The organism is Halothiobacillus sp. (genome assembly GCF_027346185.1).
GTDB lineage: Bacteria > Pseudomonadota > Gammaproteobacteria > Halothiobacillales > Halothiobacillaceae > Halothiobacillus.
On the sequence record NZ_DAIESY010000068.1, the window covers coordinates 1 to 10278 of the forward strand.

Genomic DNA, 10278 nt, shown 5'->3' on the forward strand with positions numbered 1-10278 from the left:
AGGTAGATCCGCAGCATGGTCGTGATGCCGATCGGCTGGCCGCCGCGCCGCCCTGATTTGGGATAGTACGGTTCAATCACCGCTTCGAACTGTGGCCACGGCACGCACGCTTGCATCTGCTCAAGAAACAACTCCTTGCGCATCTTTTTCTTCTTCGACGCAAAGCTTAGCGAGGCAAAACTTGTCTGTTTCATCGATCCGGCACCTAACACGATGGTTTCACACTAGTTTATCTGATTTGGGGGGATTCAATCAGAGGTTCCTTAGCAAAATGACCGCACGGACTCAAGCCAGAAGGTGGCAATTTTTTAAAAAAATAAAATATATAAATCAATTAGTTAACTTCTGTATTTTTTTCGGGTTTGTTTTGCTGCCTATTTTTTCACCAATCCCTCAACTACTTGATCTCACATGGCTCCGGCAAGATGCCCGTAAACAACCCACAGGTTCATCCACAGGTTTTGTGGATAAAAAATCGTTGACTGGGTGCTTGAATTTTTGATTTTTTCTGGACCAAACCACCCATTCCGATTGGCACGAAAAATCGCATCCTTGAAATCAAACAGTTAAGCCAATATCGACCAATAAACTCAGGAATCCACTCAATTAATACACAAAGTTATCCACAGGGCTGAAGATTAAAACATCGTGCATTCGAACGGCTAACATGAACGCAGGCACGGAACAAGAGCGACCGGACTCAATCTGAAAGTTTATTTATATCAATTAAAAACAACAGGTTATTCGCATAGACAAAGCCGGTGCGTATATCTGATGATTTTTTGACCAATTGTGCTAAGCCATTGATGGCATGGGCTTGCTGATGGTCATCAGACGGTGATGCACTGGGTTATCCACAATAACTGTGCACAGTTTTTTCTGAGCCGGAAGTCAGAAAAAACCGGGATTCTCATCAGATGAATCAAGCCAAAAACAGGCTGTAAACCGGGTTGTCGCTTTCCGGCCAGTAGGGATAGCTCAGTTCATCGAGGTACGTTATGAACTCGTCCATGGCGCCCTGCTCCACTTGAACGCCCACAAGTACACGGCCGTAATCCGCACCCTGATTGCGATAGTGGAACAGGCTGATGTTCCAGCGTGCGCCCAGATGGGTCAGGAAGCGGAGCAGCGCGCCGGGGCGCTCGGGAAACTCGAAGCGGTACAGACGCTCATCGCTTATGCCGTGCGCATGGCCGCCGACCATATGCCGCGCATGCAGTTTGGCCATTTCGTTGTCGGTCAGGTCGATCACGGGATAATCAGCATGCACCAGCCGATTGAAGACGGCGGACCGATCCGAGGGCGTATCCAGACGGATGCCCACAAAGATATGCGCCCGATCCTGATCCGCGTAACGGTAGTTGAATTCGGTAATCTGGCGACGGCCGAGCAGTTCGCAAAACACCTGGAAGCTGCCCGGTTTTTCCGGGATGGTGACTGCAAAAAGGGCTTCCTTCTGCTCGCCGATATCCGCTCGTTCGGCCACGAAACGCAACCGGTCAAAATTCATGTTGGCGCCCGAAGCGATTGCGATCAGTGTCTCGCCGTGCAGATCGTGCTGCTTGACGTATTTTTTCAATCCGGCCAGTGCCAATGCCCCTGCCGCTTCGTTGATGCTGCGGGTATCATCGAACATGTCCTTGATGGCGGCGGTCATTGCATCGGTATCGACGGTGATCACTTCATCAACCGCTTGCTGCGCCACGGCGAAGGGATATTCGCCTACCTGTTTGACTGCAACCCCATCGGCGAACAACCCGACCTGCTCCAGAACCACCCGCTCACCAGCGGTCATGGCCGCAGCCAGACAGGCTGCATCGTCCGGCTCGACACCGATGATCCGGATTTCCGGGCGCAACATCTTCACATAGGCCGCGATGCCCGCAATCAGACCGCCGCCGCCGACTGGAACAAAAATCGCGTGAATCGGGTCGGGGTGATGGCGCAGAATCTCCGCACCGATGGTACCCTGCCCGGCAATGATATCCGGGTGATCATAAGGCGGGATAAAAGCCAAACCTTCGGACTGAGTAAGCTGCTGTGCATGAGCGAATGCCTCATCGAAGGTATCTCCGTGCAGGACGGCCTTCGCACCGCGTCGGCGAACGGCATCGACCTTGATGGCGGGGGTCGTCAACGGCATCACGATGGTGGCGGCCACACCCAGCTTCTGGGCTGCCAGCGCCACGCCCTGGGCATGATTGCCAGCCGAAGCGGTAATCACACCACTGCCCAGCTGTCCCTCGCTTTTCAGCCGATGCATCATGTTATACGCGCCGCGCAGCTTGAAGGAGAAGACCGGCTGCGTGTCCTCACGCTTCAACAAAATTCGATTATCCAGACGCTCGGAAATCAGAATTGCGGGCGTCAGCGGCGTGTCTTTCGCCACGTCGTACACCCGTGCGGTCAAAATCCGATGAAGATAATCCTGAAGTAAGGCGGACAAATCCAGCTCCTTGAACGATTGGGCACCGAATGACACGAAGAAATGCCCGGGCAAACGATGCGCGCGAAAAGACGAAGCAGTACAAGCAGATGATGCACTGAGCGCCCTATCATGCCAGAATAACCGCCGACAATTATCGTCAAACTGCTCATCGGTTCGATTTAACCGCGTACAGCGTGTTTGGCACGCCTCGTTCGGCGGCCGAAAACCAGCTATTGGCAGGTATGGCGATCAACCAAGGCAAACGAACCATCGATAACAACAAGGAACTGAACATGACCCCACAAGACCAACTCAAACAACAGGCAGCCAAGGCAGCGCTTCAATACGTACAAACCGGCAGTATTGTCGGGGTTGGTACGGGGTCGACCGTGAATTTCTTTATCGATGAACTGGCCACCATCAAGCACAAGATCGAAGGCGCCGTTTCCAGCTCCGAGGCCAGCACCAAGCGTTTGCGGGCACACGGCATCGAAGTGTTCGACCTCAATGGCGTGGGCGACATTCCGGTCTACATCGACGGTGCGGATGAAACCAATGCCAACCTGCAGCTCATCAAGGGCGGCGGCGGCGCTTTGACCCGCGAAAAGATCATTGCGCACATGGCGAAAAAATTCGTCTGCGTGGCCGACGAGACCAAGCTGGTACCGCGTCTGGGAAAATTCCCGCTGCCGATCGAAGTCATCCCCATGGCCCGCAGCATGATCGCACGCGAACTGGTCAAGCGGGGCGGTCAACCGGTGTACCGTGATGGTTTTGTCACCGACAATGGCAACCAGATTCTCGACATCCACAACATGGAGATCATGGAACCAGCCAAGCTCGAAGCCGAACTCAACAATATTCCCGGCATCGTCACCGTTGGTCTGTTCGCCCTGCGCCCTGCCGATGTGTTGATTCTTGCCGCCGCCGAAGGCGTGCGCACCCTCACGATCTAAGCCGCACGATGACAGTTCGATACGGGGTGATTGGCAACCCTATTGCCCACAGTCGGTCGCCGCTGATCCATCGCGCCTTTGCCGAACAAACTGGCATCGATCTGGATTACACGGCGATTCTGGCACCTTTGGATGGGTTCATTGCAACCGTGGCACAATTTCGCAGCGAAGGTGGGCTCGGGCTGAACGTTACCGTCCCCTTCAAGGCCGAAGCGTTTGCCTTATGCGCTACGCTAAGCGAACGGGCACAGCGGGCAGGGGCCGTCAATACGCTGATTTTCCCGGCAGATCCCCGGTCATCCGATGTGTCATCCGATATTCGGGGCGACAACACCGATGGCGTGGGTTTACTGCGCGACCTCGCGTTCCACCAGATCCCACTCAAAGGCAAAAAGGTCCTGCTGCTAGGCGCGGGTGGGGCCTCGCGCGGCGTGCTCGCGCCCCTGCTGGCTGAAGAACCCACGCAATTGCTCATCGCCAATCGCCGCGCGGCAACGGCCGAACAACTGGCAACCGATTTTCAGGATCTGGCGGGAACGCAGCTTGGCGCCTGCGCGCTGGATGCCCTCCCCGCAGAACCGTTCGATCTCATCATCAACGCGACTTCCGCCAGCCTCAGCGGTGAACAGCTTCCGCTGCCGGACGCGTTGATCGGGCAGAACACCACCGTCTACGACATGGCCTATGGACGCGCGCCCACCGTATTCATGCAGTGGGGTGCGGCCTTGGGCGCTACCGCATTCGACGGTCTGGGCATGCTGGTCGAGCAAGCGGCCGAGAGTTTCTATATTTGGCATGGCATCCGACCCCAAACGGATCACGTACGGGATTTGCTCAAGAAACAACTGGCCTTGGGCTGATTAAAACACTTTAAAGGGGCGCCCGAACACGCACACCGGTCAAACCGGTGTAGGATGAACCCTTGTCACCAAAGGAGATCGCATTATGCCCACAGCCCCCAAAACCACAGACGCCACATCAAACACCACCGGCAACGAAGAACTCGCCGCCATCAAGCAAGACATGCATCAACTCAAGGCCGATTTGGCCGAGCTGTTGACTGCCATGAAAACACGCGGCCAAAACAAGGCCGAAGCACTCGGGCAGGACGCCATCAATACGCTGCATGATGCAATCGACACCTTAAATCAGCGGGTGAATGCGGCCAAAGAGGGCGTGAGCGAGAAGACGCGTGCCACCGTCGATCAAGCAGAACAGGTCATCGAACGGCATCCGGTCGCCAGCCTGCTCACTGCCTTCGGCATCGGCTTTGTGCTCGCCAAACTGTTCAGCAAAAACTGACATTCAATGCCGGAATTCGTCATCGCCCTGCTCGAACTGCTGGAGGCGGAAGGGCGCGCGCTGAAGCGGTCCGTCCGCCGTGTCAGTTTCGGCCTGGTGTTCCTGCTGACGGCCTCGGCCCTCATCCTCACGGCACTGGGCTTTCTGCTGGCTGCGGGGTACCTCGCCTTGGCCGCCGCATTAGGTAGCACGCTCGCCGCCCTGATCATGGGTGGCGTAAGCCTGCTGCTGGCGGCAACGCTCGGCTTTATCGCCTATCGCGCCATGCGGTAATCGGATCAGGCTAACGATCATGGCAAACCAATCCGCACCCCGCTCACTGGATGAAGCCAAACAGCATTTGCGCCAATCCTGGCAGGATGCCGTCAACGACCCGCTATCGGTCGTACGCGACACCACGCGTCGCTTTCCTTGGGTGAGTGTGGCCGTCGCCGGTGCCGCTGGTGTTGTGGCCGAACGCGGCATTCCAATTGTGTTCCATACGCTAAAAACGACATTGAAAACCCATCCTGAATTGCTGCTGCTTCTGGCCCGGCAACTCATTTCCGCACGCAGGAAATGACCGAATTTGATGTGATCGTGATCGGCGCGGGCGCCGCCGGCATGATGTGCGCGGCACAGGCGGGCCAACGGGGTAGACGCGTTCTGTTGATCGATCACGCTTTGACTATCGGCGAACGCATTCGCATCTCCGGCGGTGGCCGCTGCAACTTCACGAACAAGGACGTCAAACCGGAAAATTTCCTGTCGCAGAATCCGCATTTTGTCCGCTCCGCACTGGCTCAATTCAGCGCACAGGATTTCATCCGGATGGTCGAACGCCACGGCATCGCCTATCACGAGAAAACGCTCGGCCAACTGTTCTGCGACGATTCCGCCACCCAGATCATCGACATGCTCAAGGTCGAATGCGTGCAAGGTGGCGTGACCTGGGCGCAGCCCTGTGCGGTAACGCAGGTTGAAAAGACGAGCGATGACCGCTTCCTGGTTGAGACCGATCAAGGTGCCTTCGCGAGTCAATCGCTGGTGATCGCCACCGGAGGATTGGCCATTCCCAAACTCGGGGCAACGCCGTTTGGTTATCGATTGGCCGAACAGTTCGGCCTGCCGGTCATTCCGCCCCACCCCGCGCTGGTCCCCCTCGCCCTCGCGCCGACCGATGGCGAACCACTGCAAGCATTCACGGGCAACTCACTCGATGTTATCGCCGAATGCTCGAATTTGACACCCGGCAAAGAGCACAAGAACGCCAACAAATCCGGCCAACACCCTCGCTTCAGGGAAAACCTGCTATTCACCCACCGCGGGCTTTCCGGCCCCGCCATTTTGCAGGTATCGAGCTACTGGCAAAGTCAGTACTATTCGGCAGAAAAGAAGCAGCCCATCCGCCTGAATCTGCTGCCGGATTTGAACATTCCGTCCTGGCTAGAGGAAAACCGATCGAGCAAACGCAGCCTCGCGCAATGTCTGGCCGATTACTGGCCCAAACGCATCGCGCAGGAATGGTCGGCCGCTCGGGGCTGGACGAAACCGTTGGCCGAACACAGCAACAAGGAGATTACCGCCATGGGCCAAGCCCTTTCGGCCTGGGAGATCATGCCTTCCGGCACCTTGGGTTATGCCAAGGCAGAAGTCACCCTCGGTGGCGTGGACACGCGCGCTTTGTCATCCAGCACAATGGAAGCCAAGGACGTGCCGGGCCTGTACTTCATCGGCGAAGTCGTGGATGTCACCGGTTGGCTGGGCGGCTACAACTTCCAGTGGGCCTGGTCATCGGGCTGGGTCGCCGGGCAGGCGGTCTGAAGACATCGCCGGCTCAGTCCGCAGAATCTATTGGCTTAAGGCTGACCAGAACCCGCTTGATCCGGCACCAGCCACAACAGCACGGCAACCACCTTGAAGACGACGGCCTCGCCCTGGGACACATTCCTCGATGGCGCCATGATCGTGATGGAATGCGTGCCAATGCACCCAAAGGGCCATCTGTTGACACGCTGGAAATAAACGCCCGTTCATTTCTGATGCCGTCGCAACTCACGCCGCGCACCGGTACCTTGTTGCAGCGGTACGAATCACAACCAATTGAATTCGTTTATTTGTGTTATCCGGTAGCTATTGAATTTCTGACAGGAAGGCCTAAATTTTCGCTGTAATTGAACATGGTTTAGATGAGCTCTTGAGGATCGAAGACACCATGAACATGATCAGCAATCGCAAGGAACCCCGGCAGATCGACATCCGTAAATATTGGTCGGTCATGAATCTTGCCGAGCGGTTCGAACAGGTCATCGCGACCGTGCTCGGGATAATGATTGCAATCATCATCCTGATGGCACTATGGGAGCTCATTAGAGATGTCCTGTCGAACCTGTTCGTTCAGCACGAGCGTGTGTTGAGCCATCGAGTTTTCCAGTCATTGTTCGGCAGCATAATGACTTTGTTGATCGCGATGGAATTTCAACATTCAATCATCAAAGTGATCGAACGCCGCGAACACATCATTCAGACCAAGATCGTGGTGCTCATTGCGCTGCTGGCCTTGACACGAAAATTCATCATCCTGGATTTAACAGAAGTCCAGCCGATGATGCTAATGGCTCTTTCTGCTGGCATTCTCTCGCTGGGTGTGGTGTTTTGGTTCATAGACAAACGGGAGATCGGAGAGAAAGAACAGTCATCATCGGGCGAACAGGCTGATGACATTACGAAACCCCATCCTTGAAGGTGCGCCACCAAACATCCAGACAAATCGCTGAAGATCGAGCGATTCAGATCACCCCTTGAAGGCATCCTTAGAAGCCAGATACGCGACTTCCGCCGGGGTGCTTTCCCGCCCTAAAATGGCGTTACGATGCGGGAATCGGCCATACTTCCGCACAAGCTCCCGATGGTGTTCCGCAAACTTGATGTTGCCCGTCAGCCCGTACCGACGGAACAGCGAGACAGACAAATCCTGATCTTCGAGCTTCTCACTGTGCATCAACGGCATAAACAAAAAGCTCAAACGGTCTTTGCTCAACTGCTTGTCGAACCCCTTTTTCAAGGCGTTCAACGTGACCTCAATGGCCTTTCGTTCCGTGCGAAAACTCTCCGGCTTGCCGCGAAACATATTGAGCGGAAACTGATCCAGAACGATCACCAATGCCAACGCCCCCTCGGGCGAATCCTGCCAGTGATCCAGCTCGCCCGTCGCCGCACGCTCCCACAACGACCAATACTTTTCCCTGATCTCTTCATCCAATGCCGGTGTCGAAGCGAACCAGTGCTTCTGCATGAACTCGGAATACCAGTAATCTAGGATGTCGGTGGGTTTAATCGACTCAGTTCTCATGATGAAAACCTCATTGCAATCGCACATAAATTCCGAAAATAAATTTTTCTGAGACCCTAATTTTATGATGGCGCACTCAAAACAACGGTGGTAGTTGAAGCTTCATCTGTTGAATTAAGCTTTTACATCTCATCATGCATTTCCAACAGCCTTAGCTTGATTTTCTCTATATCTTCTTGATTCTTTTGAAATCCGATGACATATCTGTTTGTGAGCCGCTAACGCAGAAGGCAGCGGCGAGCGTTAGCGCGTCCGCTGGCCTGACTTGTTGGCAGAGATATCCTTGAGCCCGCCCGAGACATACTTGTGCAGAACACTCGAAACCAAAGACTGGTAAGGCAGCCCCTCTTCCAAAGCCCGACGCTGCAGCGCCTCCAGATCCCGGCTGGAGATACGGATGTTGATTCGCCTGTCTTTCTTAAAAGTTTCTTCCGCTACCTTAGCGAGGGACTCCCGACGATCGGCACCCAGGTCCGACTCGAATTCTCCCGACTCATATGCCTCAAGCAACTCTTGCTCTTCAGGATCTAATTTGGTCTTGGCCATGCTATCCCCCTAAAAATTTCTTGGTGGCCTTGCGGCTGGGAATAATCGTCTTGAGAAAGATTTCTTTTTCGTTCTCGACGTACGGTACCAGCCAGGCGTAATCATCAATCCGAACCACAAACAGACGCTGATTCGGGTACTTTTCCCTGTTGGGGTGCGGTCCATCATCTAGTAAACCACCCGACTGAAGAGCATATAGGACATCTTCAAAGGAAGTTCCGCGCTAGCTCATCAACTGCTGGTTCTTTTCAGCATTCCAGTTAATTTGCTTCATCAGACGAGCTAGTGTAATGCGTCACCATTAAGCAGCTTATTAGCAGATTCTGCCTGAAGACGCTCCACCAGCCACACCTTGATGATCGATTGGCGGGTAACGCCTATGCGCGCAGCCTCGCGATCCAACGACTCGACAACCCAAGCCGGGAAATCGACGTTGATTCGCTTTTGTTCCTGATTAACGCGGCGAGCAGAGGACAAATCCAGGTCATCGAGAATATCTTCCTGGCCTTCCTCAAATTTCTTGTCGAAGTCTTTAGCTTTCATAGAGCTCAATCTCCTTCTTACGGGAACGTCTGACTGAAATCAGACGAATACGAGCTTCCCTGTATGTGACGATCGCCGACCAGTGCTTTTCAACAATCTTTCCTATCAGCAAGAACCTTTGCTCATCCCCTGATTTTGCGCGGATCTCCAGCAGGTATGGATCTTTCCAAAGCCCTTGGGCAGCAACGAAATCTATACCGTGCTTTTCCAGATTGGCCTGGCTTTTGGCTTCGTCGAATTCAAACTCATCCATGAGTACAAATTATTCCTTTTTTACTCAATCCGCAAGATTTGGTAGGAAGCTGTAACTGCTAACGTTTCGCTTGAGATGCGCGGAAACAGGTGCGAAGCCCGCTGTTGGAGCGACCCTCTCGAAGCAATTGTTAGATGAAGTTTTTCTCAATGTAAGATGTAAGCCTTGATTTTATCAGTGAAGTGAAACCACTCGTTTTCAACTTTAAGGTGCTGGAAGCGGCTATGAATTTCCTTTTCCATGATTTGATTGCCCGGCATTTTGGCAAAAATATTTAGCGCCACTGGCAATCCAGTTAGTAGCGTGTGAAGCCTGCTTTCTGGATCTTCGGAATAGCCGATCTTCACTCTCGATAAGCCTACGGCTTCGATGAAGTAGACGTACCCACTGCCCTTTTCAATTCGTTAGAAGAATGCAATGTTTCCAATACGTGTGAAACCCAACGAAAGCGATTTTTCTAGAATGTATTGGTTTGCTCTTTCATTACCCCATTGTGGGAATTGAGCCGTTTCGTTTTCATCGCAGATCAGAACGGAGTGCTTGTCCATGGACTGTGCTTGCTCTCGGCTAGCAACCATCCCGATGTAGCCTTCGTCGGTATGAACATAATAGACGCAGCCTCACCCAGTATTTCTGGATGGCGGCCTGTTTCTTTTTGCCCGTGAAGCTTTGCCCATAGAGCACCCCGCATCTAACGACGCTGTAGAAAAACCCATTTATGGGTTCCGTTTGCCACACCCACCGGAATTTTTTCAGTAGATGGCTGAAGCTGATGCGGCATCAGGTCATTCCGGGTTTTCATCGTCGTTCCTCGTTTTTCTGTGCTCAACCCCAGTTTGATCCGGTGTTGTGGCGGCGGAAGTTACTCTCTCCACCCTGTTCAATGGGCATAGCCATGATGCGTCAGCTTCTCGATGTT

The 10278-nt window shown here is 53.8% G+C and carries 13 protein-coding genes and 2 pseudogenes; 7 read left to right on the plus strand and 8 right to left on the minus strand.

Translation table 11 applies throughout. The features are described 5' to 3' along the window. Both M7R55_RS05410 and ilvA read right to left on the minus strand, forming a co-directional pair. Window positions 1-194 (minus strand): annotated as a pseudogene (locus M7R55_RS05410) (IS5/IS1182 family transposase); the annotation flags it as partial. A gap of 728 nt (window positions 195-922) precedes the next feature. Beyond that, window positions 923-2446: a threonine ammonia-lyase, biosynthetic gene (gene ilvA, locus M7R55_RS05415; RefSeq protein ID WP_298219217.1), complete on the minus strand. Its 1524-nt coding sequence runs from the start codon at window positions 2444-2446 to the stop codon at window positions 923-925. 275 nt (window positions 2447-2721) lie between these two features. Between ilvA and rpiA the strand changes: the two genes are divergently transcribed. The 7 genes from rpiA (at window position 2722) to M7R55_RS05450 (ending at window position 7408) form a co-directional block, all read left to right on the plus strand. Then, complete coding sequence (gene rpiA / locus M7R55_RS05420) at window positions 2722-3384, plus strand: ribose-5-phosphate isomerase RpiA (RefSeq protein WP_298219235.1); 663 nt, start codon at window positions 2722-2724, stop codon at window positions 3382-3384. An 8-nt stretch (window positions 3385-3392) separates the two neighbouring features. Then, entirely contained in the window at window positions 3393-4244 is an 852-nt protein-coding gene (aroE, locus tag M7R55_RS05425; RefSeq protein WP_298219218.1) for a shikimate dehydrogenase, read from the plus strand. 85 nt (window positions 4245-4329) lie between these two features. Next, on the plus strand, window positions 4330-4686 hold the full coding sequence (locus M7R55_RS05430; RefSeq protein WP_298219220.1) for a hypothetical protein: 357 nt from the start codon (window positions 4330-4332) through the stop codon (window positions 4684-4686). Window positions 4687-4692: 6 nt separating this feature from the next. Next, the gene (locus M7R55_RS05435; protein WP_290676876.1) at window positions 4693-4959 is read left to right on the plus strand and encodes a phage holin family protein; all 267 of its coding nucleotides are present in this window, start codon (window positions 4693-4695) and stop codon (window positions 4957-4959) included. 19 nt (window positions 4960-4978) lie between these two features. Continuing rightward, window positions 4979-5248 (plus strand): hypothetical protein, encoded by a 270-nt coding sequence (locus M7R55_RS05440; protein ID WP_298219224.1) that lies wholly within the window; start codon window positions 4979-4981, stop codon window positions 5246-5248. Further along, window positions 5245-6489 carry an NAD(P)/FAD-dependent oxidoreductase gene (locus M7R55_RS05445; RefSeq protein WP_298219226.1) on the plus strand — a complete coding sequence of 415 codons (1245 nt, stop codon included), beginning with the start codon at window positions 5245-5247 and terminating at the stop codon, window positions 6487-6489. The genes M7R55_RS05440 and M7R55_RS05445 overlap by 4 nt, the downstream gene beginning before the upstream one ends. Before the next feature lie 397 nt (window positions 6490-6886). Next, on the plus strand, window positions 6887-7408 hold the full coding sequence (locus M7R55_RS05450) for a phosphate-starvation-inducible PsiE family protein (RefSeq protein WP_298219236.1): 522 nt from the start codon (window positions 6887-6889) through the stop codon (window positions 7406-7408). Between the two features lie 51 nt (window positions 7409-7459). On the opposite strand, the gene M7R55_RS05455 is transcribed toward M7R55_RS05450, so the two are convergent. The 6 genes and pseudogenes from M7R55_RS05455 to M7R55_RS05480 all read right to left on the minus strand — a co-directional run bounded on the left by M7R55_RS05455 (window position 7460) and on the right by M7R55_RS05480 (window position 9760). Further along, a complete protein-coding gene (locus M7R55_RS05455) occupies window positions 7460-8017 on the minus strand; it encodes a DUF924 family protein (protein WP_298219228.1) in 558 nt (185 codons plus the stop codon). Between the two features lie 243 nt (window positions 8018-8260). Continuing rightward, window positions 8261-8563, minus strand: coding sequence for a CopG family antitoxin (locus tag M7R55_RS05460; protein ID WP_298219230.1), 303 nt, complete (start codon window positions 8561-8563; stop codon window positions 8261-8263). 1 nt (window position 8564) lies between these two features. Next, window positions 8565-8837: pseudogene (locus M7R55_RS05465) on the minus strand (toxin). Between the two features lie 8 nt (window positions 8838-8845). Beyond that, window positions 8846-9106, minus strand: a complete 261-nt coding sequence (locus M7R55_RS05470) for a CopG family transcriptional regulator (RefSeq protein ID WP_298219232.1) — start codon at window positions 9104-9106, stop codon at window positions 8846-8848. After that, window positions 9096-9359, minus strand: coding sequence for a BrnT family toxin (locus M7R55_RS05475; protein WP_298219234.1), 264 nt, complete (start codon window positions 9357-9359; stop codon window positions 9096-9098). The genes M7R55_RS05470 and M7R55_RS05475 overlap by 11 nt, the downstream gene beginning before the upstream one ends. Before the next feature lie 146 nt (window positions 9360-9505). Further along, window positions 9506-9760, minus strand: coding sequence for a GIY-YIG nuclease family protein (locus M7R55_RS05480; protein WP_298219237.1), 255 nt, complete (start codon window positions 9758-9760; stop codon window positions 9506-9508). Window positions 9761-10278: the final 518 nt, after the last annotated feature.

Excerpts from the sequence above, each read along its gene's own strand:
- M7R55_RS05450 (WP_298219236.1), top strand. The coding sequence starts at position 6,887 with ATGATCAGCAATCGCAAGGAACCCCGGCAGATCGACATCCGTAAATAT.
- M7R55_RS05435 (WP_290676876.1), top strand. The coding sequence starts at position 4,693 with ATGCCGGAATTCGTCATCGCCCTGCTCGAACTGCTGGAGGCGGAAGGG.
- M7R55_RS05455 (WP_298219228.1), bottom strand. The coding sequence starts at position 8,017 with ATGAGAACTGAGTCGATTAAACCCACCGACATCCTAGATTACTGGTAT.
- M7R55_RS05475 (WP_298219234.1), bottom strand. The coding sequence starts at position 9,359 with ATGGATGAGTTTGAATTCGACGAAGCCAAAAGCCAGGCCAATCTGGAA.
- rpiA (WP_298219235.1), top strand. The coding sequence starts at position 2,722 with ATGACCCCACAAGACCAACTCAAACAACAGGCAGCCAAGGCAGCGCTT.
- M7R55_RS05460 (WP_298219230.1), bottom strand. The coding sequence starts at position 8,563 with ATGGCCAAGACCAAATTAGATCCTGAAGAGCAAGAGTTGCTTGAGGCA.
- M7R55_RS05445 (WP_298219226.1), top strand. The coding sequence starts at position 5,245 with ATGACCGAATTTGATGTGATCGTGATCGGCGCGGGCGCCGCCGGCATG.
- aroE (WP_298219218.1), top strand. The coding sequence starts at position 3,393 with ATGACAGTTCGATACGGGGTGATTGGCAACCCTATTGCCCACAGTCGG.
- M7R55_RS05470 (WP_298219232.1), bottom strand. The coding sequence starts at position 9,106 with ATGAAAGCTAAAGACTTCGACAAGAAATTTGAGGAAGGCCAGGAAGAT.
- M7R55_RS05430 (WP_298219220.1), top strand. The coding sequence starts at position 4,330 with ATGCCCACAGCCCCCAAAACCACAGACGCCACATCAAACACCACCGGC.
- M7R55_RS05440 (WP_298219224.1), top strand. The coding sequence starts at position 4,979 with ATGGCAAACCAATCCGCACCCCGCTCACTGGATGAAGCCAAACAGCAT.